We start from the raw sequence: 22863 nt of genomic DNA on the forward strand, positions 1-22863 counted from the left end.
GCCGGCAATGGGGAGGATTTCGCGCGCAATTGCGCTTTTCGCGCTTCCCCACTATATGGCCGCCATCATGCAGATTCCCGGCCATATCGACCCCGTGACCACGGGCACCGTACCGTTGCGTGGCGGCAACCGCATCGACCTGGTCGGGCTGCCGCGCGACGGCGTCGCCGCCGCGCTTGTCGAGGCCGGTCTCGATGCCAAGGGCGCCAAGCTGCGCGCCAAGCAGATCTGGCACTGGATCTATCACCGCGGCGTCACCGATTTCGAAGCGATGACCGATATCGCCAAGGCCATGCGTCCCTGGCTGACCGACCGCTTCATCATCGGCCGCCCCACCGTGCGCGAGGCGCAGGTGTCCAGCGACGGCACGCGCAAATGGCTGCTCGCCGCCGCCGACGGCCAGGAATATGAGATGGTCTTCATCCCCGACGCCGATCGGGGAACATTGTGCGTGTCGAGCCAGGTCGGCTGCACGCTGAACTGCCGTTTTTGCCACACGGGCACGATGCGGCTTGTCCGCAACCTGGCCGCAGGCGAGATCGTCGGACAGGTCCTGCTTGCCCGCGACGCGCTTGGCGAGTGGCCGAAGGGGACGATGGCGGGTTTCGGCCCTGATCCCGAGGACGACGACGCCGACGAGGAAGGCGGACATTACACCGCCGACGGGCGCATGCTGACCAACATCGTGATGATGGGCATGGGTGAACCGCTGTACAATTTCGACGAGGTCAAGGGCGCGCTCAAGATCGTGATGGACGGCGACGGGCTTGCGCTGTCGCGGCGCCGCATCACCCTGTCGACGAGCGGCGTCGTGCCGATGATGGGGCGCGCGGGCGAGGAGATCGGCGTCAACCTGGCCGTCTCGCTTCACGCGGTATCGAAGGAAATCCGCGACGAGATCGTGCCGCTGAACCGCAAGTACGGCATCGATGAATTGCTGAAGGCATGTGCCGACTATCCGGGCGCCGGAAATTCGCGGCGGATCACGTTCGAATATGTGATGTTGAAGAACAAGAACGACAGCGACGACGACGCGCGCGAGCTTGTCCGGTTGATCCGGCAATATGGCCTGCACGCGAAGGTGAATTTGATTCCATTCAATCCCTGGCCGGGCGCGATGTACGAATGCTCAACCCCGGAACGGGTGCGCGCGTTCAGCAACCTCATTTTCAAAAGCGGGATTTCCGCGCCGGTCCGCACTCCGCGCGGGCGCGACATCATGGCGGCGTGCGGGCAGCTCAAGAGCGCCGCGACCAAGCCGACTCGCGCCGAACTCGACCGAATCGCCGAGGAAAAGCAGGCAGCGCTCGGCTGATCCAGCGGCGGCGCATCGCGGCGCCTGACTAGGCGAAGCTCCTGCTGGTCGCCCCGCGCCATCCCGTCACCATCGCATAGCTATGCTGTGTTGTAAAAATAACACAGGTAATAAAATTGTCTTATTCTGAACGATGCGTTCATTGCAGCGACAGGTCGCAACCCCATCTTTGGCCCGGATCGCGACCCAAAGGGCGTGATCCAAAGTCAGAGTAAAGGATAAAGACAATGAAGAAGTTCGCAGTTGCAGCCGCTCTCCTCACGGCCGTCGTTGCCACCCCCGCCCTCGCTGCCGATGGCGGCGAAGCCCGCGTCGAAGTGCGTGGCGGCTATATCTGGGGCAATGGTCTCGACGAAGCCACCGCTGGCATTGCGGCCGGTTATGATTTCGACCTGGGCGACAAGGCGTTCGCCGGTGCCGAAGTCGCCGGCGACAAGGTTCTCCAGAACGGCGCGAACGTCCAGTTCTCGGCCGGTGGCCGCGTCGGCGCGAAGGTCGGCACCGCCGGCAAGCTTTATGCGACCGGTGGCTACACCTTCAGCGACATCGACGACCCGTACATCGGCGCCGGATACCAGCACAAGTTCGGCTCGAACGTTTATGGCAAGATCGAGTATCGCCACCAGTTCATCGGCAACTTCGGTGATTTCGACACCGTCGCGGCCGGCGTCGGCTTCGCGTTCTGATCTTTCGGAACGCCGACACGACAAGGAAGGGGCGGCCTGCGGGTCGCCCCTTTTCTTTTGCGCGCGATCGGGTCACGGTAGGTCGATGACCGCTTTCGCCTACATCGCCGCCGCGCTGGCCGAAATCGCCGGCTGCTTTGCCTTCTGGGCCTGGCTGCGACTGGACAAATCCGTCTGGTGGATCGTCCCCGGCATGGCTTCGCTCGCGCTGTTCGCCTGGCTGCTGACGCTGGTCGATTCCGATCGTGCCGGACGCACCTACGCGGCGTATGGCGGGGTTTATATCGTCGCGGCGCTTCTGTGGCTGTGGGCCGTCGAGAGCGCGAAGCCCGATCGCTGGGACCTGATCGGCGCTGCGATCTGCCTTGGCGGGGCGGCCATCATCCTGTTCGGTCCGCGCGGGAGCTGACGCCAGCTATCCCGCGCGGCACCGCTACCTATTTGAGCGCGTCGAGCGACGCCCCGAAATTGATATGATAGGGCTGGCCGCCCAGCACCAGCGCCGGAACCGACTTCACGCCGGCCGCCTCCGCCTCGGCAACGCGACCGGGCACCTCGCCCAGATGGACGATCTCGACATCATAGCGCGCGGAATCGATCGCGTCGGCGACCGTCTGTTCGGCATCGACGCAAACGCTGCAGCCGGCGTGATAGAAAGTGGCTTTGCGGGTCATCATCATTCTCCTTCGATCGATCGCAAATAGTAGCGACTCGATACAATTTACTTGCCACGCGGCATGAGGGTTGAGCAAATGGTTTTTACTCGATACTATTTGCCCATGACCGACCGGCTCTCTGACCTCCTGACCCGCACGGCCCGGCTGATCGCCGGCGACGGCCATTCGGCTGGGCTGAAGCCGGTCCAGTGGCAGGCGCTGCGCTATCTGGCGGTCGCCAATCGCTTTTCGCGGACGCCCGGCGCGCTGACGACCTGGCTGGGACAGACGAAGGGAACGGTGTCGCAAACGGTCGCCGCGCTGGAACGCAAGGGGCTGGTCGCGCGATCGGAGGACAGCGAGGACCGACGGCTGGTTCGCCTGTCGCTGACCCCCGCAGGATATGGCTTGCTGGCCGAGGCCCCCGAAGCGGTTTCCGATGCCATGACCGCCGGGCTGGCCACCCCCGAACGCGCCGCGCTCGAAGCTTTGCTGGCGCGCATGCTGACGGGCCATCTGGCAAAGCGCGGCTATCGTCCATTCGGTCAATGCGCCGACTGCCGACATTTCGAACGCGATGCGGCGGATGGCGCTCCGCATCGGTGCGGCCTGCTGGCGCTGCCGTTGTCCGACGCGGACGCCGATGCAATCTGCATCGAACAGGAAGCGGCATGACCATTCCCATCGACGCCGTCCTGACCGGCAAGGCGCGCGCCTTTCGCGGCGACGAGGCGAGCGCCATCGACAAACTGCCTTTCACCGGCGCGCGTGCTGTCGGCCGCCTGGGAATCGCCGGCGACGAACAGGCTGACCTGAGGGTTCATGGCGGCCCCGACAAGGCGATCCACCACTATCCGCGCGACCATTATGGCTGGTGGGCCGAAACGCTGGGCGGCCATATACTGCTGACCGCCCCCGGGGCGTTCGGGGAGAATATTTCGACGCGGGGGCTGATCGAAGGCGCAGTGTGCATCGGCGATCGCTATCGCCTTGGTTCCGCGCTGGTCGAGATCAGCCAGGGCCGCCAGCCATGCTGGAAGCTGGGGCACCGCTTCGGCATTGCGACCGTTCCTGCGACCGTGGTGACGACCGGTCGCGGCGGCTGGTATTATCGCGTCATCGAGGATGGAACAGTCGCGGCGGGCGACGCGATCGAGCTGCTCGATCGGCCGCTGCCCGTCTGGACGGTCGAGCGCGTGTTTCGATTGCTGATCGGCGGCGCAGGCAAGCGCGAACCCGGCGCGCTGCGCGATCTTGCCGCGATGGAGCGACTTGCGGCCAACTGGCGCGCGCGGGCGGAAAAGCTGCTAGTCTGATCCGGTTCTGCTGGCACCGCTATTTCGCGTCCGGCAACGCATCCTCCACCAGCGGTGCCAACCCTTCCACCACGATCTTCACCCCCCTGGCATTGGGATGGATGTGGTCGCCGAGCATCAGGTCGGGCTTGCCGACGACATTGTCGAGAATGAAGGGATAGAGGCTCGCATCATATTTTGCGGCGAGTTCGGGATAGATAGCATTGAAACTCTTTGCATAATCGGCACCCATGTTGGGCGCCGCGACCATGCCGGTCAGCAGAACGGGGATGCCGCGCTTCTTGAGTTCGGCCAGCATCGCGTCAAGATTGGCGCGCGTCTGCCCCGCGTCGATACCGCGCAACATGTCGTTACCGCCCAGACCCAGCACGACCAGCGCGGGCTTCGTCTTCGCGTTGTCCAGGACATAGGTCAGCCGCTGACGTCCCGCCGCGGTCGTATCGCCCGAGACGCCGGCATTCTGGACCCGCACGACGACGCCATCGTCCGCAAGCGCAGCCTGAAGCTGTGGCGCAAGCCCTTCCTTCGGGCCGAGTTGATAGCCGGCGTAGAGGCTGTCACCGAACGCGATGATCAGCGGCGCATCGGCGGGGATCGGCGCGGCGGCGATACCGGCACTTTTGTCCTTTGGCGCCGCCGCTGGCGCTTCGGCGGAACCACATGCCGCAAGCGGTTGGCAAAGCGCGATGGCAGATCCATATATCAAGGCAGAACGCCATCCGGCCGTTTTCATTTCCAAAGGGTCCCTTCTTGACCGACGCTTCACGAGCTTCGCCCGATCCGGCGATTGCCGCCCATAATGTGACGCTGACGCTGGGGAGCGACAAGGCCCCCGTCGAAATATTGCGCGGCGTCGATCTGGAGGTCGCCGCGGGTAGCTCCGTGGCGCTGCTCGGACCGTCGGGGTCGGGAAAAAGTTCGCTGATGGCGGTGCTCGCCGGGCTCGAGCGCGCGGGCGGCGGCACGATTCGGGTCGCCGGGCTCGATTTCGGCGCGATGGACGAAGATGCTCTGGCGCGGGCGCGGCGCGGGCGGATCGGCATCGTACTGCAAGCCTTTCACCTGCTGCCGACAATGACAGCGCTGGAAAATGTCGCGGTGCCGCTGGAACTTGCGGGGATCGACAGCCCTTTCGACAAGGCGCGCGCCGAACTCGACGCGGTCGGCCTGGGCCACCGCCTCACCCATTATCCCCCGCAGCTTTCGGGCGGCGAACAGCAGCGCGTTGCAATCGCCCGCGCAATGGCGAGCAGCCCTGCGATCATCTTTGCCGACGAGCCGACAGGCAATCTGGACACCGCCACGGGACAATCGATCATCGATCTGATTTTCGCGCGCCGCGCGGCGCTGGGCGCCACCTTGCTGATCATCACTCACGATCCGGAACTGGCCGAGCATTGCGACCGTGTCGTCGTGATGCACGACGGGCGGATCGAGGAACGGTAATGGAGCATCGCTTGAGCCCCGTTCGTGTCGAGCGAAGTCGAAACACTCCAAACGATAGCACGATCCCGATAGGCGTCTCGACTTCGCTCGACGCGAACGGGAAAGGGGGGCTCGCGATCTGATGCTCCCTCTCTCCACCCTCTGGCGGATCGCACGGCGCGATCTTGCGACGCGGATTCGCGGGCTGCGACTGCTTGCCGTCTGCCTGTTCCTCGGCGTCGCGACGCTCGCGGCGATCGGCAGCCTGACGAGCGGGATTACCTCCGAGCTTGAACGGCGCGGACAAACGATCCTTGGCGGTGATATCGAGTTTAGCCTGCCCCAGCGCGAAGCCAGCGCCGAGGAGATGGCTGGATTTCGCAGCATCGGCACGCCCTCGGCAACCGTGCGGCTCCGCGCGATGGCCAATGCGCCGGGCGGCGATGCGCTGTTGTCGGAATTGAAGGCGGTCGATGCCGCCTACCCGCTCTATGGCGCCATGCGGCTGGACAGCGGTCCTCGCGAGGGGACCCCGTCCCCCGGGTCGATCTGGATCGGCAAGGACCTCGCATCACGCCTCGACCTCAAAGTCGGCGGCGACGTGAAGTTCGGAGAGAAGACCTTCCGGATCGACGGCATCATTGCCGAGGAACCCGACCGGCTGGGTGAAGGGTTCACGCTGGGGCCGGTGGCGATCATCGGGCTGGGCGACCTTCCCGCGACCCAGCTCATCCAGCCGGGTAGCCTGTACGAGAGCAAGTATCGCGTCCGCCTGCCCGCAAACGCCAACCCCGAAGCCGTCGGCAAGCGGCTGACAGCGCAATTCCCCGAAGCCGGGTGGGACATCACCGACCGTAGCAACGGAGCACCGGGCACGCGCCGGTTCATCGAACGCATGGGACAGTTCCTGTCGCTGGTCGGGCTTGCGGCGCTGGTGATCGCCGGGATCGGCGTCGGCAATGGCGTCGCGAGCTATCTGGCCGGAAAGCGGCCGGGGCTGGCGACGCTGAAGGTGCTGGGCGCCGACAGCGCGGCGGTGCTGCGTATCTATGGCCTTCAGATTCTGGCCGTTGCCGCGACGGCGATCGGCGCGGGCCTTGTCGTCGGCGCTCTTGCACCCACGCTGATCGGCGCGATTGCCGGCGACGTGCTGCCCGTGCGGCCGGGCTTCGCGCTGTATCCGCTGCCCCTGATCGTGAGCGCGGCCTATGGCCTGCTTATCGCTCTTGCCTTTGCCCTACCCCCGCTCGCGGCAACGCGGCATGTCCCTGCGGCAGGACTATATCGCGCGACGGTCGACGGCGGGATGCGGATCGACCGGCGCACGATCGTCGCGGTCGGGACAGCGCTGGCGGCGATCGTTGCGCTTGCGGTCGGGACCGCACGCGAACCCCTGTTCGCACTCTCCTTTATCGGTGCGGCGATCGCGCTGCTGCTGATCCTTGTCGGGTTGGGGTGGCTGGTGCGGCGCACGGCAAGCCGGATGCCGAGGCCAAAGCGCCCGTTGCTGCGCCTTGCAGTCGCCAACCTGCATCGGCCGGGCGCGGCCACCGGCGCGCTGGTGGTGGCGCTGGGGCTGGGGCTGACGCTGTTCGTCACGCTGGCGGCGATCCAGACCAGCATCACCGCAGAGATCGCGCGCACGGTGCCGCAACGCGCGCCAAGTTTTTTCGTGCTCGACATCCCGCGCGGCGATACGGGCAAGTTCCGATCGATGGTGGTCGATGCCGCGCCCGATGCGCAGGTCAACATGATCCCCGCGCTGCGCGGCAGCGTCACCGAATTTCGCGGCCAGCGGGTCGACGAGCTGACCGAACTCCCCGAAGGCGCCTGGGTTCTGCGCGGCGATCGTGGGCTGACCTATAGTCCGACGCTGCCGAACGGTAGTACGCTGGTGGGCGGCCAGTGGTGGCCGGCGGACTACAAGGGGCCGCCGCTCGTCAGCGTCGAGCAGGAGGTCGCGGCTTCGCTGGGGCTGAAGCTGGGCGATACGCTGTCGGTCAACGTGCTGGGGGTCGAGGTGCAGGCCAAGGTCGCGTCCTTCCGCACCGTCGAGTGGGACAATTTCGGCCTCAATTATGTCCTTGTCTTTTCGCCGGGGACGTTCGACGCCGCGCCGCACAATATGGTTGCGACCGTGGCGGTCCCTCCGAAGGCCGAGGCCGGACTCGCGCGCAGCATTCCGCGCACTTTTCCGTCGGCATCACTGATCGAGGTGCGCGATGTCGTCTCGCAGGTGACGACGCTGCTGACGCAGATGAGCCAGGCGATCGCCGCGGCGGCCAGCATCGCGATTCTCGCGGGCATCGCGGTGCTGATCGGCGCGATCGCCGCCAGCCGCGAACGGCGCGTCTACGACAGCGTCATCCTGAAACTTCTCGGCGCCACGCGCGGCCAGATCCTTGGCGCTCAGGCGATGGAATATGCGGTGCTGGCGGCCATATTGGGCGCGCTGGCGCTCGCGCTCGGTCTTGCGGGCGCCTGGTATGTCGTGACGCAGCTCTTCGATTTCCGCTTTGCACCCGATCCGGTCGTCGTCGGTCTGACGCTGCTGGGCGGCGCCGGGCTGTCGTTCCTGATCGGGATCGCCGGAAGCTGGCCCTTGCTGTCGGCCAAGCCCGCGCAGGCGCTGCGCAGTCTCTAGGTCAGCAGCCGTACGACCGCCGATGTCGCCGCGACGCCAAGAACCAGCGCGACCATGACCTGCCACACACGCGGCGCGACCCGCCCGAAGTGACGCGCGCCATAGCGATTGCCAAGCCACATCGGAGGAAACAACAGCAGGGACAGAAGAAACAGTCGCCAGGTTGCAAGGCCCACCCAGATCGACGCCAGCGTTCCGGCGATAGCGGTCGCGAAGAAGATCAGCAGCATCGAGGCCCGCGCCACGCGGGGTTCGAGATGGCGGCGATAGTAAAAGGGAACGACGGGTGGCCCGGGCATCGCGGCGAAACCGGTCAACACCCCCGCCGCCAACCCTGTGCCACCGATGGCGAGCGGGCCCGGCTGGTGCCCCTCCGGCTGCTTGGGCAGCAGCACCGCGACAAAAGCGCCCACCGCGACGCTCGTGATCAGCAGACGCGCGACGTCGGGTGTCACTCCCTTCAGCGCCAACATTCCGATCGGTGTCGTGACGACCGCGATCAGTGCAATCGGGACCGCGCTGGACCGGTCGGAATCGGCCACGATCGCCGGCAGCCCCACCGGCCCGATCAGAAGTTGCAGCAGGATTCCCAGCGTCACCGCCTGCGCCGGCGGGATGATCAGCCCCAACAGCGGGACGAGGATGATCGCCATGCCGAACCCCGTCAGGCCCCGCACATAGGCTGCGCCAAAGGTCATCGCCGCAGCCCCTGCGATAGTCAGCGGCGCCAGTCCCACGAGACTTTGAAGGCTGTTCATCGCGAGGCGTCCTTTGGCGTGAGTGTCACCAGCCAGACGTCGGGCGGCGTATTGAACCGGATCGGCACGATGCTCGTGCCCAATCCGGCGCCGACGAACACGCGCTGGGCACGATCGCGAATATCGCCGCACGCGAAGCGATCACCGTAACGCGAGACATAGCTGAGCGCTCCGATCACCGGAAAGCGGATCTGTCCGCAATGCGTGTGCCCTGCGAAGACCGCGGCGACGGGTCGCCGCAGCTCGGGCACGATATCGGGACTGTGCGAGAGGATGATCGGCACGCCGGCGCCAAGCGCATCCATCGCCGCAAGCGCCTTTGGCACATCGGCGTGGCCCGAATAATCGTCGTCGATCCCGCCGATGATCAGCGGGCCGGCTTTCACCGCCGCGTTTTGCAGCACCAGCAGGCCCTGCTTCTCCATTTCGCCGCGGAGGGCGTCGGGCCGGAACCAATGATCGTGATTGCCGGGCGTCACGACAACGCCGAGCGGCGCCCGCAAACGACCGAGCGGTGCGATGACCTCTGCAGGCGTATAGATATGCGTTGCGACGCCCCGTTCGCTGACAAGGTCACCTGCGATCAGGACGAGGTCGGGCTTCAGCCGATTCAGCGTATCGATGATCCGCGCCAACCGTTCGGGCGGCATGTCGGGGCCGGCCACATGCAGGTCGGACAGCAGCAGAATCCGGACCGACCCCTGCCCCGCGGGCCAGTCGGCGACCGAGACCGTCGCCGCGCGGAGGACGGGGTCGCGCGTCGCGTTCCAATAGCCTTTTGCGAAAAGCAAAGCGCCAAGCAGCACGGCGAACGCCGTCCAGCGCCACCACTTCCCCCGCGATTTCGGGCTCAATCGCGCAGATCGGGCGGCGTAGCCTCGCCCTTCACCATCGCAATCGCTTCGGCGAGCGGCATGATCCGCTGACCATCCTGCCCGAGCGTGCGGATCGCCACCGTTCCCTCTTCGGCCTCGCGCTTGCCGACGACGAGCAGGTACGGGACCTTTTGCAGGCTGTGTTCGCGAACCTTGTAGTTGATCTTCTCGTTCCGCAGATCGCCTTCGGCGCGAATGCCCGCTGCCGTCAGTTGAGCGACCACATCGCTGGCAAACTGATCCGCGTCGGAAACGATCGTCGCAACGACCGCCTGCACCGGCGCGAGCCAAGTCGGGAACCGACCGGCGAAATGCTCGATCAGGATGCCGATGAAGCGCTCGTACGTACCGAGGATGGCGCGGTGGAGCATCACCGGGCGATGGCGATCGCCATCCTCGCCCACATAGCTCGCATCGAGCCGTTCGGGCATCACTCGGTCGGACTGGATCGTTCCGCACTGCCAGGTACGGCCGATCGCGTCGGTCAGGTGGAATTCAAGCTTGGGCGCATAGAAAGCGCCTTCACCCGGCAATTCCTCCCAGTCATAATCCTCGTTCGCCATGCCTGCGCGAGCCACGGCTTCGCGCAGTTCAGCCTCCGCCTTGTCCCACATCTCGTCGCTGCCGAAGCGCTTTTCGGGACGCAGCGCGAGCTTCACGGCATATTTTTCGAACCCGAGCTGGCGATAGACCCGGTCGAGCAATTCGCAGAACGCGCGCACTTCCTCGACGATCTGATCTTCGCGGCAGAAGATGTGCCCATCATCCTGCGTGAACTGACGCACCCGCATGATGCCGTGCAGCGCGCCATGCGGTTCGTTCCGATGGCAACAGCCCATTTCGGCCATGCGCAGCGGCAGATCGCGGTACGATTTGATCCCCTGGCGAAAGATCAGAACATGCGCGGGGCAGTTCATCGGCTTCAGCGCCATCCATTCGGCGTCATCGGAGACGATGGGTCCATCATCCTCGATGTTGGGGATTTCGTCGGGGATGACGAACATGTTCTCGCGGTACTTGCCCCAGTGGCCCGACTGTTCCCACTGCCGTGCGTCCATCACCTGCGGGGTCTTGACCTCCTGATAATCGGCGCCGTCGATCGCGCGCCGCATATAGGCCTCAAGCTCGCGATAGATGCGATAGCCCTTGGGATGCCAGAAGACGCTGCCATGGGCCTCTTCCTGAAGGTGGAAAAGGTCCATCTCGCGGCCGATCCTGCGATGATCGCGCTTGGCGGCTTCTTCCAACCGGACCAGATGTTCGGCAAGCTGCTTCTTGTTCAGCCACCCGGTTCCATAGATGCGCGAAAGCTGTGCATTCTTCTGGTCGCCGCGCCAATAGGCGCCCGATACGCGCGTCAGCTTGAATGCGGCGGGGTCGAGCTTGCCCGTCGAGGCGAGGTGCGGGCCGCGGCACATGTCCATCCAGCCCCCCACTCCTTCCTGGCCGCCCGAACGATAGACGGTCAGTTCTTCGCCCTCGGGCAATTCGCCAGCCCATTCGGCCTTGAACGTCTCGCCTTCCGCCTGCCATTTCGCGATCAGCCTGTCGCGCTCCCACACCTCGCGCGTGAGCGGAAGGTCGGCGGCGATGATGCGGCGCATCTCCTCTTCGATCAGCGGCAGTTCTTCATCGCGGAACGCGCCATGATCGGCCGGAGGAGCGAAGTCGTAATAGAAGCCATCGTTCGTCGAAGGGCCGAACGTGATCTGCGTCCCCGGAAACAGGTTCTGCACCGCCTCCGCCAGCACATGCGCAAAGTCGTGGCGCACGAGTTCGAGCGCATCCGCCTCGTCGCGGCTCGTCACCAGCGCAAGGTTCGTGTCTTCCTCCAGCGGACGCATGATATCGCGCAGTTCGCCGTCGATCTTCGCGGCAAGCGCGGCCTTCGCCAGGCCAGGTCCGATGTCGGCCGCAATCTCCGCCGGGGTAGTCCCGCGCGCGACTTCTCGGGCAGAGCCATCGGGAAGGGTGACGCGGATCATCTGGGACATCGAAAAATCGGCCTTTCTGGCATTTGGGTCGACACCGTGGAAAAGGCGCCAAAACTGCGCCCCTTTGCCAGCATGCGATATGGGCGACAAGGGGCGGATTCGCAATCGGGGTTGCAATGATACGATATATCATTATGGAGATGCGGCTCCCCTCCCGCGAAAGTTGCCTCATGTTCCTTCCCGCTTCACGCCCGCAGCTTGCCGACATGCTCGGCGTGGCGTTGTCGGCGACCTGCCTCGTCCACTGCCTGTTCCTGCCACTCCTGCTGCTGCTGGCTCCCGCGCTGGCCGGATGGATCGCGCTGCCCGAAGGGATTCATGCCGCGATCCTGCTGCTCGCCCTGCCCGCCGCCTTCGTCGCGATGCGTGGCGGCTGGCGCCACCATGGCCGGCGGGCACCGGCGCTCGCCGCTGCTGCCGGGCTTGCACTGCTCGCGCTGGGACTGGCGGCGCATCAAGGCTGGCTGGGACTCGCCGACCGCGAGGCAGGCGACCGGTGGCTGACCTCGCTCGGCGCGCTGACGCTCGCCGCCGCGCACCTCGGCAATTGGCGCGCGCAGCACCGCTAAGCGGCACCGCCCGCCTCCCACCTGAATGGCTTGCTTGTCACTATGTAAATGAAACTTGACTATCTCGACTCGCTATGTCAATGTCCCTTTACTGATTAACAAGGGAGCTTGACCAATGTCACAGATGACCCGTGCCCTGCCCTGGGCTCTTGCCACGATGATGGTTGTCACACTCTCGGGCAAAAGCTGCGCGCAGCGCTCGAAGGCGGCTTGAAATGGCCGAGGATAGCACCCCCGGCCGCGCACCGCTGATCTGGGGCCTTGTTTTCGTCGTCGCGATGTTCGGGACGGGGTTTGGTGCCCGATTTGCCCATCTGAGCGGTTTCTGGACGATGGTCGTCATGCTGCCACCCATGCTGCTGCTGATCCCGATGATCCGCTCGGCCGAGCGCAGCGGCAATCTTTCGGGCTGCACGTCTCCCGCGCTCAAACGCTACAACCGGCGCGGGCTGATCTGGGCCTTCTCCTATGTCGCGGCGCTGTTCTTCGCGATTTCGGTCAACGATGCGCTGAAGCCCGAAGGGCCGCTGCTGTGGCTGATCGCCGTGCTGCCGGCACTGCCGATCGTCTATTTCGTCTGGGCGCTCTATCGCTATCTGGTCGAGGAAACCGACGAATATCTGAAGATGCGCTATGTCACCCATGCGCTGTTCGGGCTCGGCCTTCTGTTGGTCGTGGCGACGGTGTGGGGCTTTCTCGAAAGCTTCAAAGTCGTGCCCCACGTCGAAAGCTGGATGACCGTACCGGTCTGGGCGATCGGGCTCGGAGTCGCGCAGATCTGGCAGCGGGTGCGCGGGTCGTGAGGAACCGCCTGAAAGTCCTGCGCGCCGAGCGCGACTGGAGTCAGGGCGATCTGGCCGAACGGCTCCAGGTCTCGCGCCAGTCGGTCAATGCGATCGAGACGGGGAAATACGACCCCTCGTTACCCCTCGCCTTCCGCATCGCCGACCTGTTCGGCCTGCCCATCGAAGAAATTTTCCTGAAAGATTGATGCCATGAAACGACTTTCGATTGCCGCGCTTTTCATCCTGCTGGTCGCGAATCTGGCGACGGGCCGCGCCGATGCGGCCGAGTCCGCCGGATGCGGAACGGGCCTGCTCGAAGGCAAGCGGATTACTGTCGAGGTCCAGGGAAGCGGACCCGATGTCGTGCTGATCCCCGGCCTGTCGTCCCCCCGCGATGTCTGGGGTCCCACCGCGGCGCGCCTCAAAGGCGCGCACCGCCTGCACCTTGTCGAAGTGCGCGGCTTCGGCGGCGATGCGCCGGGGCCCAATGCCGAGGGTCCGGTCCTCGAACCGATGATGCGCGAGATTGCCGATTATATCGACGATTGCATCGTCGATCAGGGCCACCCCGCCCCGGCGATTATCGGTCATTCACTCGGCGGGTTGACCGCGATGATGATCGCGGCACGCGATCCGAAAGAAGTCGGCAAGTTGATGGTCGTCGACAGCCTGCCCTTCTTCGGCATGCTGTTCGGTCCCACCGCGACCGTCGCCAGCGTCGAGCCGCAAGCCGCCGCGATGCAAAAGATGCTGGCGGGGCGCAGCAATGCCGAGGCCGACGAGCGGACGCTGCAGGTCATGTCGGCGACCGACGCCGGGCGTGCACAGGTCGGGGCGTGGACGCGGGCAGCCAACGCCAAGGTGGCGGCGCAGTTGATATATGACGATATGACGACCGACCTTCGCCCCGAACTCGGCGCGATCACGGCGCCTTTCACGATGCTCTATCCCTTCGATGCCAGCGCGATGCCCGCAGCAATGGTGGACGGTCTTTACAAGGACGCCTTTGCCGGCGCGAAGACGGCAACATTGCAACGCATCGACGGAAGCCGCCATTTCATCATGCTGGACCAGCCCGAAGCCTTTGCGAAAGCAGTCGACGCCTTCCTCGCGAATTGACGGCCCTTCGGCGCGCCGCCCTTGCAGGAGAAAGCCTCTCTCGCTAGGGCAGCGGCAGCCGGAAAGGAGCCGCCTCCCATGTTCAAGCGCCTGTTCGTCGATCATCCGAAGAGCGTCGATGAAAATTATGTCGAGCATTTCGGAGTCGCGTCGAAATTCGGGGTGACGATGATCTATGGCGGTCTGTGCGCACTGATCCACGCGGTGGTTCCCGGCTGGTGCATCACCACCGGCAGCGACACGATCCAGCGGCTCAACAGGATCATGGTCGAACAGCGCCGCGCCAAAGGACAGGCCGTGATGCAGATGAGCACGATCGACTGGGTCATCTGACCCGGTGCGACGACTGGCCGGCACAAGGATTCGCGGTCGCAGCGCCCGAAATGGTCGGGGGTCGTCGTGACTGAACCCGCCGTTCCCGACTATCTTGAGCGGCCCGGCCGGCCGCGGCTGGCCTATCGCCACGCCGCCGGAGCCGGGCCGACCGTCGTTTTCCTGCCCGGCTATATGTCCGACATGGCGGGCGGCAAGGCGACCGCGCTGTTCGATTGGGCGGTCGCCGAGGGGCGTGCCTGTCTGTTGCTCGACTATGCCGGATGCGGGCTGTCGGACGGGTCCTTCGCTGACCAGACCCTGCTCGACTGGCGCGGCGACATACTCGACCTGATCGACGCGAAGGTCGGGGGACCGGTGATCGTCGTCGGATCGTCGATGGGCGGGTGGCTGATGTTGCTGACCGCCCTCGCGCTGGTACGACGCGATGGACCGTCGCGGGTCGCGGCGCTCGTCGGCATCGCCGCGGCACCCGATTTCACCGACTGGGGTTTCAACGATGCGGAGAAGGCGATCATCCTGGCCGAGGGCGCGCTGATCGAAGAGACCCCCTATGGCGACCAGCCGTACATGACGACGCGCGCGTTCTGGCAATCGGGCGAAGCCAACCGGCTGCTGACGGCCGAGATCCCCCTCTCCTGCCCCGTGCGCCTGCTCCATGGCCAGGAGGATCGCGATGTGCCGTCCGATACCAGCCTTCGCCTGGCGGCGGCGCTCGCGAGCGACGACGTACAGGTCACACTGGTCAAGGGCGGCGACCACCGGCTGTCGCGCGACACCGACATTGCCCTGCTGATCGATACGGTCGCGCGCCTCGCGACCCATAAATAGGGGGTTTCATGGCTCGCAGCGAGTTCAAATTCCATGTCCGAAAGCGTGTCCGGTATGCGGAAATCGATGCGCAGGCGGTCGTGTTCAACAGCCGGTATCTTGAATATTTCGATATCGGCATCACCGAATATTGGCGGGCTGTCGGCGTCTATGATCGCTGGCCGGCGCGCGACAGCCCCGAATTTCACGTTGCGCGGGCCGAGGTCGATTACAAGGTTCCGATCCTGCTCGACGAAGAGATCGATATCTGCGTGCGCTGCTCGCGCGTCGGGCGCAGTTCGATGACCTTCCTTTTCGAACTGCACGGCGCGGGACAGGACGATCTGCGCGCTACGGGATTGGAGGTCAGCGTCCACGTCGAGGAGGCACGCGGATCGACGGCACCCGTCCCGAACGAGTTCCTGACCCTGTTCGAAGCGTTTGAAGGGGGCTCGCTTCGTGGGTAAGATGCGCCCATGACCAAGTATCTCCACACGATGATCCGCGTTTCGGATCCCGAGGCCACGGTCGATTTCTTCAAGCTGATCGGGCTCGACGAGGTTCGACGTTTCGACAGCGAGGCCGGGCGCTTCACGCTGATCTTTCTCGCGCCGCCGGGGCAGGAAGATATCGCCGAGGTTGAACTGACCTATAACTGGCCGCCCGCCGACGGCAGCGCGGCCGAAACCTATACCGGCGGACGCAATTTCGGGCACCTCGCCTATCGGGTCGAGAATATCTATGCCACTTGCCAGCGGCTGATGGACGCAGGCGTGACGATCAATCGCCCACCGCGCGATGGCCATATGGCGTTCGTCCGATCGCCCGATGGCATCTCGGTCGAACTGCTGCAGGACGGCCACCTGCCGCCGCAGGAACCATGGGCGTCGATGCCGAACACCGGCGTCTGGTAAAGGAGCAACCAAGGCCGGCAGGCTTTTACTCCGTCGTGGGTCAGGAAGCACGGCCGGAGAGAAGGAGACAATCGTGAGCGCGCTCGACATCGTCCGCATCCCCGTCCTCAGCGACAATTATGTCTGGCTGGTCCACGATCCCGAAAGCAATGCGACGATGGTCGTCGATCCCGCCGTTGCCGAACCGGTGCTCGAAGCGGCCAGTGCCCGCGGGTGGACGATCACCGATATCTGGAACACGCACTGGCACCCCGACCACACCGGTGGCAACGCGGCGATCAAGGAAGCCGCCAAGGCATGGGGCGGCTGCACCATCACCGGCCCCGCTGCCGAATTCGAACGCATCCCGACACTCGACATTCAGGTGAGGGGCGACGACACGGTCAAGCTCGGCAGCCACCTCGCTTCCGTGTGGAACGTACCTGCGCACACTGCCGGCCATATCGCCTATCATTTCGCCGATGACGGCGCGATCTTCGTCGGCGACACGATGTTTGCCATGGGATGCGGCCGGCTGTTCGAAGGCACGGCGGAACAGATGTTCGCGAACATGCAACGTTTCCAAACGCTCGACGACGCGACCCGCGTCTATTGTGCCCACGAATATACGCTGTCGAACGCGCGCTTCGCGGTGACGGTCGATCCCGGCAACGCGGCGCTTGCCGAACGGCTCGCCGCGGTTGAGTCGGCGCGCGCGGCGGGCGAACCGACCGTGCCGACGAGCATCGGGGCCGAACGCGCGACCAATCCCTTCCTGCGCGCCCCCAGCGCCGCCGAGCTGGGCCGGATCCGCGCGCTTAAGGACGCCGCGTGACAGCTTCAACACCCGTTCAGTTTGTCAGTGCCAGCATCCTTGATGCTGCAAGGAGTGTGACCATGGCCCGTTTCAAGCCGCTTTGCGCCGCAGCACTGGCGCTGCTCGTCGCGCCCGCGATCGCGAGTTGTGCCCCGGGTGGCGCGACCGAAACCGGCGCCGCGGCGCTGAGCCCCAAGCAACTCGAAAGGCTCGACAAGCAGCTTGCCGGCAAGGTTCCCGGCGAGCCGATCCGATGCCTGCCCAATTACCGGACCAGCGAGACGATCCGCATATCGGATGACATCCTGCTCTATCGGTCGAGCAGCAGCCTGATCTATCGCAACAATTTGAGGGGCGCCTGCCCCGGCCTCGCCCGCGACAGCGACATCATGGTCGTACGCCAGTTCGGTTCGTCGACATGCGAGGGCGATTTCTTTCATCTGGTCGATCGATCGAGCGGCATCCGCGGTCCGACCTGCGTCCTTGGCGAATTCGTCCCCTATCGCAAACCGGCGGGGGACGCTGGCTGACCTTGTGGTTGGCCGCAGGCGGGGACCGGTTTGCGCCGAGTTCTTCGGGTCGCACCCTCGCCTGCACTTTGGGGAAAGAGGCACCTCCGTACGACGCGCAGGCGACGTGCGTACGCTATGCGCAATTGCCCACCCCGCCCTTCGAACAATAGACTCCGAACTGGCAAGAAAGCCCTCTGACCCATTTTATCGGTAGCGCTTTCAAGCTATTGTACCGGAATGGCTTTCGCCGACCTGCCGCCCCCGCCGGCATTGGAAGTGCCCGCTTTCGACCTGGCACAGGTCGATGCTGCGCCGGGCAAAATCGACTTGAGGACGATCAAACCGCGCTGTCCGGAGGGCAAGCCGGGCGAAATCGTGGTTTGCGCCACCGATCCGGAGAAGGAGCGGGCCAGACCCTTGACGGGCCCCGACGCCGAAGGTCAAGGCTTGCCCCGCGCCGAGTTTGATCTTGGGAACGGCGTCAGCATGGATGTGCACTTCGACGCCGCAACCCTGCCCAACGGCTACACCGCAAATCGGGTCATGGTGGGATTCAAGATCAAGTTCTGAAGTGCGCAGGGCGCCCAACGGTGCCGCCGACAGTGCCATGCGCCGGCCTGATCCAACATGCGGGCGGGTCCTTCACGCCTTGTAGAGCGCGGCGATCTTGTCCTCGTAAACCTGCTTCAGAATGTGCCGGCGGATCTTCATCGACGGCGTCATCTGTTCGTTCTCGATGGTGAAGGGTTCGTCGGCGAAGTCGAACTTGCGTACCTTTTCGATGACGGACAATTGTTCGTTGACGCGGTCGATCGCCGCGCGCACCGCGGCGCGGAACTTGTCGTGCTCACGCAGAAGTTTCAGGTCCTTGGGCAGACCCTCCGCCTCGGCCCACTCAACGACCCACTCCGGATCGGGGACGATCAGGCCGACGATGTGCGGGCGCTTGTCGCCATAGACCATCGCCTGCAAAATCTCGGGCTGGAGCGTCAGCATGCCTTCAACTCGCTGCGGCGAGACATTGTCGCCCTTGTCGTTGACGATGAGATCCTTCTTGCGGTCGGTGATGACGATGCGGCCCTTGTCGTCGATATGGCCGATGTCGCCGGTGTGGAGCCACGGCCCCTTGTCGGGTTCGGCCGGATCGGGGACCAACACCCGCGCGGTCTCGGGCTTGTTGCGCCAATAGCCCTTCATCACCAGTTCGCCGCGGACAAGGATTTCGCCATCGTCGGCAATCTTCACCTCGGTGTTCATCAGCGGCGGCCCGACGGTATCCATCTTGAGTCCCACCGACGGCCGATTGCAACTGATCACCGGCCCCGCTTCGGTCTGACCATAGCCCTGAAGCAATGTCAGCCCGATCGAATGGAAAAACACGCCGATCTCCGGATTGAGCGGCGCCCCACCTGATACCAGCGCCTTCATCCGACCGCCGAAACGCGCCGAAATCTTGGGACGGAACAGCTTGTTGAGCAGCAGGTCGACCGGCCGGTCGAACACGCCCATGCGACGCTCATAATCCTTCTCGCCGACACGCAGCGCCTGCCCGAGCATCCAGTTTGCGAGCTTGCCCTGCTTCTCGACCGACTTGATCATCCGGGCCCGGATCACCTCGAACAGGCGGGGGACGACGACCATGATCGTCGGCCGGGTTTCCTCGATGTTCGAGACGAGCTTTTCCAGCCCCTCGCTGTAATAGATCTGGGCGCCGACCATGATGGGCAGGAACTGCCCCCCCGAATGTTCGTAGGCGTGGCTGAGTGGAAGAAAGGAGAGGAAAACCTCCTCGTCGCCGATCCCGAAATCATTGACCAGCACCTCTGCCGCCCCCGCCGCATTGTGCAGGATGGCGCCGTGATGCTGCATCACGCCGCGCGGCGCGCCGCCGGTGCCGCTGGTGTAGATGAGGCAGGCGGTATCGTCCCGCGTCATCGCCAGCCCGCGCGCCCTTGCCTCTTCCAGATGAGCCTCGCCGCCTGTGACGAGCGGGTCCCAGTCTTGGACCTGAACATCGCCCTGCTGCCCGACGCGCATCGATTCCATGCTGATCACCAGCTTGGCGTTCGATCGCATCACCGCGGGCATCACGCCGCGCGCAAGTTTTGCGGTCGACACGATCACCGCGCTCGCGCCGCTGTTGTCGAGAATATGCTGGTGATCGCGTTCCGTATTGGTCGTATAAGTCGGGACGGTGATGCAACCGGCCGCCATGATCGCCAGATCGGCGATGCAGAATTCCGGCCGATTCTCGCTGACCAGCACCACCCGGTCGCCTTCCTTCAGGCCAAGCTCGCGAAGATTATGCGCGAGCGCCGCGACCTGGTTCGCGACCTGCCGCCAGCTCAACGGTTGCCAGGCGCGGTCGGCCTTGCGCCACAGGAACGGGTCTTCGCCGCCGCGCGCCGCGCGGTCGAAGAACATCGCGACCAGACTTGGGAAGTGGTCGAGATGGGGGTTTTCGAGCTTCATGCCTCTCTCCAAGGGAGTGTCGTTATCTTTTCTTTTTGGTATCAATTTTGCGCCGGCGCCCCATCGACCGACGACGTACCGGGACCGCGCGGATCGGCGGCGCCCTGCCAGCCGTCGCCGAAGCGCTGGACGGCGTTCAGTTTCGAGCCGAGATCGGTCGCCGTAAAGCTGTAGCCAAAGGGTTTCATCTTCGCGGCAATCTCCTGCCCCGCCGCGTTATTCTCGATCAACACGCCCTGCTGGCCGAAAAAGAGATTGGGCAGTTCCATCGCCGATTTGGCATCGAGCCCCCAGTCGAGCACGCCGATCAACGTCTTGGTGACGTGCATGATGATCCGTTTTCCGCCCGCCGAGCCAACCGCCAGCACCACCTTGCCGTCGGGGCCATAGACGATCGTCGGAGACATCGACGAAAGCGGGCGCTTGCCTGCTTCCACTCTGTTCTGCGTCGGCACGCCATCCTTTGTCGGCGCGAGATCGAAGTCGGTTAGTTCGTTGTTGAGGAAATAGCCGTTCGCCATGAGCTGGCTGCCGAAGATGCTTTCGACTGTCGAGGTCATCGACATGACGTCGCCCGCCTGATCGACGACGACGAAATGGGTCGTCCCCTGTTCCTTGACCGGCGGCGCTTCATCCCGCGGCCTGGCGCCCGGCGGAGTGCCCGGCGCGTAGCGGCCGGCGGCGCCAAAGGGCGAGATGAGCTGGCGGCGTTCGGCAAGGTAGCTCTTGTCGAGCAGGCCTTTTACCGGGACGTCGACGAAGTCGGCATCGCCAAGATAGGCCGAACGGTCGGCATAGGCGAGCTGCATCGCCTCGGCGATCAGGTGCCAGCTCATCGGATTGTCCTTGCCCATCGCCTTCATGTCATAGGCTTCGAGCATGCCGAGAATACCAAACACGGTGGTCGCGCCCGATGACGGGGGACCCATGCCGCACAGCTTGTAGACGCGGTAGGTGGTACAGACCGCGGGCCGTTCCTTCGCCTTGTACGCGGCAAGGTCCTTGAGCGTCAGCTGGGTCGCGTTGCGCGGAGCCCTGGTCACGGCGTCGCTGATCGCCCTGGCGTTGGCGCCGGAATAAAAGGCATCAGGACCGCGCGCGGCGATGTCGCGCAGGATCGCGGCATAGGCCGGGTTCCTGATCGTGGTGCCGACCGGCGCGGGCTTGCCGTTCACGTAATAGATGGCCCGCGCGTCGGGAAAATCCTTCCACACCGGCTCGAACTGGACGAGCCACTGGTTGAGCGCGGGCGTGACCTGATAGCCCTGCTCAGCCAGCTTGATCGCGGGCTGGAACAGCGCCTTCCATTCCAGCTTGCCCCATTTGCGGTGCGCCATCTCCATCAGGCGGACGTTGCCGGGAACGCCGACCGAAAGGCCGCCCGGAATCACGTCCATATAGCCGCGCGGTTTGCCGTCGGGCCCCAGAAAGCGTTCCGGTTTCGCCGCCGCAGGCGCCGTTTCGCGCCCGTCGATCGTCGCGATGCTACCGTCCTTGGCGTCGTGATAGACCATGAATCCGCCGCCGCCGATCCCACTCGACTGTGGTTCGACGAGCGTCAGCACGGCGACCATCGCGACGGCGGCATCGGCGGCCGTGCCGCCGTCGTGCAGGATCTGGCGCCCCGCTTCGGTCGCACGCGGATCGGCGGAAGAGGTGACGCCCTGTGCCGAGGCGAGCGATGGGAGGGCAAGGACGAAAAGGCTAAGCGCTGCAAGGAGTCGTTTGTTCATGGGCGCGACATTGGCGCGGGGCTCGATACAGCGCAACCCTAACCCGATCCTCCCGTCCCGACGGCATCGCCAACCCGCGCAAAGCCGTCGCGAATCGCAAGCCTTTCCAGCCCGGATGCAATGCGCGCCGCAAGACCGGGACCTTCGTAAACCATCGCCGAATAGATCTGGACCAGCCCCGCACCGGCCCGAATGCGGCCCCACGCCTGTTCGGGCGACGCGATCCCGCCGGCGGCGACCAGCGGCAGCCTGCCTCCGCTGGCGGCACGGAAGTCCTTGACGCGCTGGAGCGCAAGATCGGCAAGTGGCGCCCCCGACAGACCGCCGGCTTCTGCGGCGTGGCGCGAAGTCAGCGCCGGGCGGACGATCGTGGTGTTCGACACGATCACCGCGGCAAGCCCCTTGTCGAGCGCGACCCCGACGATGTCGTCGATGTCGGCCGGCTCAAGATCGGGCGCGACCTTCAGGAAAACGGGCTTGGGCGAATCTACCGGCTGCGCCGCAGCGACCCCGTCGAGCAATGCCTCAAGCGCGCCCTTGTCCTGTAGCGCGCGCAGGCCCGGCGTGTTTGGCGAACTGATATTGACCGTCAGATAATCGGCGAGCGGCGCCATCGCCTCGGTGCCCTTCGCATAATCGGCGATGCGGTCGGCGCTGTCCTTGTTCGCGCCGATGTTGATCCCCAGCGGCACCGGCAGGCCATATCGACGCAGGCACGCGATGCGATCGGCCGCCTTCGCCTGACCGCCATTGTTGAACCCCATGCGATTGATCACCGCACGATCCTCGACGAGGCGGAACAGGCGCGGGCGCGGATTGCCATCCTGCGGCAGTGGGGTGAGCGTACCGACCTCGACGAAGCCGAAACCGAAATGCGGCATCGCGTGCGCAACGCGCGCATCCTTGTCGAAGCCCGGCGCCAGGCCGACGGGGTTCGGGAAATGCAGCCCTGCGAATTCCGTCGCCAGCGCCGGGCTGGTCAGCGCGCGGCGCGCGCGCGGCAACGGCTGGAGCGCGTTCAGCGTGAGATTGTGGGCCGCCTCTCCATCGGTGACCTGAACGATCGGACGGACGAGCGCATAGGCAGCGTCGGTGGCAGAGGCGAAGAGCGACATGGCCCGCCATTGCGCGCGCGGGAACGCTATGGCAAG

At 64.9% G+C, this 22863-nt stretch carries 26 protein-coding genes; 18 read left to right on the top strand and 8 right to left on the bottom strand.

Going from position 1 to position 22863, the window contains the following annotated elements:
• The first annotated feature begins 67 nt into the window (after positions 1-67).
• From rlmN to JNM03_RS10165, 3 genes are all read left to right on the top strand, one after another.
• On the top strand, positions 68-1315 hold the full coding sequence (gene rlmN, locus JNM03_RS10155; protein ID WP_294036419.1) for a 23S rRNA (adenine(2503)-C(2))-methyltransferase RlmN: 1248 nt from the start codon (positions 68-70) through the stop codon (positions 1313-1315).
• 227 nt (positions 1316-1542) lie between these two features.
• A complete protein-coding gene (locus tag JNM03_RS10160; protein ID WP_294036338.1) occupies positions 1543-2001 on the top strand; it encodes a hypothetical protein in 459 nt (152 codons plus the stop codon).
• Positions 2002-2086: 85 nt separating this feature from the next.
• Positions 2087-2410 (top strand): YnfA family protein, encoded by a 324-nt coding sequence (locus JNM03_RS10165; protein ID WP_294036339.1) that lies wholly within the window; start codon positions 2087-2089, stop codon positions 2408-2410.
• Positions 2411-2438: 28 nt separating this feature from the next.
• Here JNM03_RS10165 and JNM03_RS10170 read toward each other — a convergent pair whose 3' ends face one another.
• Complete coding sequence (locus JNM03_RS10170) at positions 2439-2675, bottom strand: thioredoxin family protein (protein WP_294036340.1); 237 nt, start codon at positions 2673-2675, stop codon at positions 2439-2441.
• 105 nt (positions 2676-2780) lie between these two features.
• On the opposite strand from JNM03_RS10170, the gene JNM03_RS10175 reads away from it, so the two are divergent.
• Together JNM03_RS10175 and JNM03_RS10180 are read left to right on the top strand one after the other, a co-directional pair.
• Entirely contained in the window at positions 2781-3332 is a 552-nt protein-coding gene (locus JNM03_RS10175) for a MarR family winged helix-turn-helix transcriptional regulator (RefSeq protein WP_294036341.1), read from the top strand.
• Positions 3329-3973, top strand: a complete 645-nt coding sequence (locus JNM03_RS10180) for an MOSC domain-containing protein (protein WP_294036342.1) — start codon at positions 3329-3331, stop codon at positions 3971-3973. Before JNM03_RS10175 ends, JNM03_RS10180 begins: the two co-directional genes overlap by 4 nt.
• Before the next feature lie 19 nt (positions 3974-3992).
• On the opposite strand, the gene JNM03_RS10185 is transcribed toward JNM03_RS10180, so the two are convergent.
• Entirely contained in the window at positions 3993-4706 is a 714-nt protein-coding gene (locus tag JNM03_RS10185; protein WP_294036343.1) for an arylesterase, read from the bottom strand.
• Between the two features lie 17 nt (positions 4707-4723).
• Here JNM03_RS10185 and JNM03_RS10190 point away from each other — a divergent pair, with 17 nt between their 5' ends.
• Together JNM03_RS10190 and JNM03_RS10195 are read left to right on the top strand one after the other, a co-directional pair.
• Positions 4724-5419, top strand: coding sequence for an ABC transporter ATP-binding protein (locus tag JNM03_RS10190; RefSeq protein ID WP_294036344.1), 696 nt, complete (start codon positions 4724-4726; stop codon positions 5417-5419).
• Between the two features lie 121 nt (positions 5420-5540).
• Positions 5541-8042 (top strand): FtsX-like permease family protein, encoded by a 2502-nt coding sequence (locus tag JNM03_RS10195; RefSeq protein WP_294036345.1) that lies wholly within the window; start codon positions 5541-5543, stop codon positions 8040-8042.
• On the opposite strand, the gene JNM03_RS10200 is transcribed toward JNM03_RS10195, so the two are convergent.
• The 3 genes from JNM03_RS10200 to thrS are packed head-to-tail and all read right to left on the bottom strand — an operon-like array spanning position 8039 to position 11669.
• On the bottom strand, positions 8039-8800 hold the full coding sequence (locus JNM03_RS10200; RefSeq protein ID WP_294036346.1) for a sulfite exporter TauE/SafE family protein: 762 nt from the start codon (positions 8798-8800) through the stop codon (positions 8039-8041). The genes JNM03_RS10195 and JNM03_RS10200 overlap by 4 nt on opposite strands.
• Positions 8797-9654 carry a metallophosphoesterase gene (locus JNM03_RS10205; protein WP_294036347.1) on the bottom strand — a complete coding sequence of 286 codons (858 nt, stop codon included), beginning with the start codon at positions 9652-9654 and terminating at the stop codon, positions 8797-8799. Before JNM03_RS10205 ends, JNM03_RS10200 begins: the two co-directional genes overlap by 4 nt.
• Positions 9651-11669: a threonine--tRNA ligase gene (thrS, locus tag JNM03_RS10210; protein WP_294036348.1), complete on the bottom strand. Its 2019-nt coding sequence runs from the start codon at positions 11667-11669 to the stop codon at positions 9651-9653. The genes JNM03_RS10205 and thrS overlap by 4 nt, the downstream gene beginning before the upstream one ends.
• Before the next feature lie 170 nt (positions 11670-11839).
• Here thrS and JNM03_RS10215 point away from each other — a divergent pair, with 170 nt between their 5' ends.
• The 11 genes from JNM03_RS10215 (at position 11840) to JNM03_RS10265 (ending at position 18077) form a co-directional block, all read left to right on the top strand.
• Positions 11840-12238 carry a MerC family mercury resistance protein gene (locus tag JNM03_RS10215; RefSeq protein ID WP_294036349.1) on the top strand — a complete coding sequence of 133 codons (399 nt, stop codon included), beginning with the start codon at positions 11840-11842 and terminating at the stop codon, positions 12236-12238.
• Positions 12239-12453: 215 nt separating this feature from the next.
• Positions 12454-13041, top strand: a complete 588-nt coding sequence (locus JNM03_RS10220; protein WP_294036350.1) for a hypothetical protein — start codon at positions 12454-12456, stop codon at positions 13039-13041.
• Positions 13038-13229, top strand: coding sequence for a helix-turn-helix transcriptional regulator (locus tag JNM03_RS10225; protein ID WP_294036351.1), 192 nt, complete (start codon positions 13038-13040; stop codon positions 13227-13229). Before JNM03_RS10220 ends, JNM03_RS10225 begins: the two co-directional genes overlap by 4 nt.
• Positions 13230-13233: 4 nt before the next feature.
• Positions 13234-14142: an alpha/beta hydrolase gene (locus JNM03_RS10230; RefSeq protein WP_294036352.1), complete on the top strand. Its 909-nt coding sequence runs from the start codon at positions 13234-13236 to the stop codon at positions 14140-14142.
• Between the two features lie 78 nt (positions 14143-14220).
• Positions 14221-14475: a DUF6356 family protein gene (locus tag JNM03_RS10235; RefSeq protein WP_294036353.1), complete on the top strand. Its 255-nt coding sequence runs from the start codon at positions 14221-14223 to the stop codon at positions 14473-14475.
• Between the two features lie 66 nt (positions 14476-14541).
• On the top strand, positions 14542-15306 hold the full coding sequence (locus tag JNM03_RS10240) for an alpha/beta hydrolase (RefSeq protein ID WP_294036354.1): 765 nt from the start codon (positions 14542-14544) through the stop codon (positions 15304-15306).
• Positions 15307-15314: 8 nt separating this feature from the next.
• Positions 15315-15752, top strand: a complete 438-nt coding sequence (locus JNM03_RS10245) for a thioesterase family protein (RefSeq protein WP_294036355.1) — start codon at positions 15315-15317, stop codon at positions 15750-15752.
• 9 nt (positions 15753-15761) lie between these two features.
• Complete coding sequence (locus tag JNM03_RS10250) at positions 15762-16199, top strand: VOC family protein (RefSeq protein WP_294036356.1); 438 nt, start codon at positions 15762-15764, stop codon at positions 16197-16199.
• A gap of 73 nt (positions 16200-16272) precedes the next feature.
• Positions 16273-17013 carry a hydroxyacylglutathione hydrolase gene (gene gloB, locus JNM03_RS10255; protein ID WP_294036357.1) on the top strand — a complete coding sequence of 247 codons (741 nt, stop codon included), beginning with the start codon at positions 16273-16275 and terminating at the stop codon, positions 17011-17013.
• A 62-nt stretch (positions 17014-17075) separates the two neighbouring features.
• Positions 17076-17525: a hypothetical protein gene (locus JNM03_RS10260; RefSeq protein WP_294036358.1), complete on the top strand. Its 450-nt coding sequence runs from the start codon at positions 17076-17078 to the stop codon at positions 17523-17525.
• Between the two features lie 219 nt (positions 17526-17744).
• The gene (locus tag JNM03_RS10265) at positions 17745-18077 is read left to right on the top strand and encodes a hypothetical protein (protein ID WP_294036359.1); all 333 of its coding nucleotides are present in this window, start codon (positions 17745-17747) and stop codon (positions 18075-18077) included.
• A gap of 72 nt (positions 18078-18149) precedes the next feature.
• Here JNM03_RS10265 and JNM03_RS10270 read toward each other — a convergent pair whose 3' ends face one another.
• From JNM03_RS10270 to JNM03_RS10280, 3 genes are read right to left on the bottom strand one after another with little or no spacing between them, the layout of a single operon-like run.
• Positions 18150-19979, bottom strand: a complete 1830-nt coding sequence (locus JNM03_RS10270) for a long-chain fatty acid--CoA ligase (RefSeq protein ID WP_294036360.1) — start codon at positions 19977-19979, stop codon at positions 18150-18152.
• Between the two features lie 41 nt (positions 19980-20020).
• Positions 20021-21712 (bottom strand): gamma-glutamyltransferase, encoded by a 1692-nt coding sequence (gene ggt, locus JNM03_RS10275; RefSeq protein ID WP_294036361.1) that lies wholly within the window; start codon positions 21710-21712, stop codon positions 20021-20023.
• A gap of 38 nt (positions 21713-21750) precedes the next feature.
• Positions 21751-22827: a quinone-dependent dihydroorotate dehydrogenase gene (locus tag JNM03_RS10280; RefSeq protein ID WP_294036362.1), complete on the bottom strand. Its 1077-nt coding sequence runs from the start codon at positions 22825-22827 to the stop codon at positions 21751-21753.
• Positions 22828-22863 lie beyond the last annotated feature (36 nt).

The sequence above is a fragment of the Sphingopyxis sp. genome, from assembly GCF_016793825.1.
In the GTDB taxonomy this organism is placed as follows: Bacteria; Pseudomonadota; Alphaproteobacteria; order Sphingomonadales; family Sphingomonadaceae; genus Sphingopyxis.

What these genes read in the sequence shown, in the direction of transcription:
- JNM03_RS10200 (WP_294036346.1), bottom strand. Translation starts at nt 8,800, where the DNA reads ATGAACAGCCTTCAAAGTCTCGTGGGACTGGCGCCGCTGACTATCGCA.
- JNM03_RS10160 (WP_294036338.1), top strand. Translation starts at nt 1,543, where the DNA reads ATGAAGAAGTTCGCAGTTGCAGCCGCTCTCCTCACGGCCGTCGTTGCC.
- JNM03_RS10265 (WP_294036359.1), top strand. Translation starts at nt 17,745, where the DNA reads ATGGCTTTCGCCGACCTGCCGCCCCCGCCGGCATTGGAAGTGCCCGCT.
- JNM03_RS10250 (WP_294036356.1), top strand. Translation starts at nt 15,762, where the DNA reads ATGACCAAGTATCTCCACACGATGATCCGCGTTTCGGATCCCGAGGCC.
- JNM03_RS10215 (WP_294036349.1), top strand. Translation starts at nt 11,840, where the DNA reads ATGTTCCTTCCCGCTTCACGCCCGCAGCTTGCCGACATGCTCGGCGTG.
- JNM03_RS10270 (WP_294036360.1), bottom strand. Translation starts at nt 19,979, where the DNA reads ATGAAGCTCGAAAACCCCCATCTCGACCACTTCCCAAGTCTGGTCGCG.
- JNM03_RS10235 (WP_294036353.1), top strand. Translation starts at nt 14,221, where the DNA reads ATGTTCAAGCGCCTGTTCGTCGATCATCCGAAGAGCGTCGATGAAAAT.
- JNM03_RS10175 (WP_294036341.1), top strand. Translation starts at nt 2,781, where the DNA reads ATGACCGACCGGCTCTCTGACCTCCTGACCCGCACGGCCCGGCTGATC.
- JNM03_RS10220 (WP_294036350.1), top strand. Translation starts at nt 12,454, where the DNA reads ATGGCCGAGGATAGCACCCCCGGCCGCGCACCGCTGATCTGGGGCCTT.
- JNM03_RS10230 (WP_294036352.1), top strand. Translation starts at nt 13,234, where the DNA reads ATGAAACGACTTTCGATTGCCGCGCTTTTCATCCTGCTGGTCGCGAAT.
- ggt (WP_294036361.1), bottom strand. Translation starts at nt 21,712, where the DNA reads ATGAACAAACGACTCCTTGCAGCGCTTAGCCTTTTCGTCCTTGCCCTC.
- JNM03_RS10170 (WP_294036340.1), bottom strand. Translation starts at nt 2,675, where the DNA reads ATGACCCGCAAAGCCACTTTCTATCACGCCGGCTGCAGCGTTTGCGTC.
- JNM03_RS10185 (WP_294036343.1), bottom strand. Translation starts at nt 4,706, where the DNA reads ATGAAAACGGCCGGATGGCGTTCTGCCTTGATATATGGATCTGCCATC.
- JNM03_RS10165 (WP_294036339.1), top strand. Translation starts at nt 2,087, where the DNA reads ATGACCGCTTTCGCCTACATCGCCGCCGCGCTGGCCGAAATCGCCGGC.
- thrS (WP_294036348.1), bottom strand. Translation starts at nt 11,669, where the DNA reads ATGTCCCAGATGATCCGCGTCACCCTTCCCGATGGCTCTGCCCGAGAA.
- JNM03_RS10195 (WP_294036345.1), top strand. Translation starts at nt 5,541, where the DNA reads ATGCTCCCTCTCTCCACCCTCTGGCGGATCGCACGGCGCGATCTTGCG.
- JNM03_RS10280 (WP_294036362.1), bottom strand. Translation starts at nt 22,827, where the DNA reads ATGTCGCTCTTCGCCTCTGCCACCGACGCTGCCTATGCGCTCGTCCGT.
- rlmN (WP_294036419.1), top strand. Translation starts at nt 68, where the DNA reads ATGCAGATTCCCGGCCATATCGACCCCGTGACCACGGGCACCGTACCG.
- JNM03_RS10260 (WP_294036358.1), top strand. Translation starts at nt 17,076, where the DNA reads ATGGCCCGTTTCAAGCCGCTTTGCGCCGCAGCACTGGCGCTGCTCGTC.
- JNM03_RS10180 (WP_294036342.1), top strand. Translation starts at nt 3,329, where the DNA reads ATGACCATTCCCATCGACGCCGTCCTGACCGGCAAGGCGCGCGCCTTT.
- JNM03_RS10245 (WP_294036355.1), top strand. Translation starts at nt 15,315, where the DNA reads ATGGCTCGCAGCGAGTTCAAATTCCATGTCCGAAAGCGTGTCCGGTAT.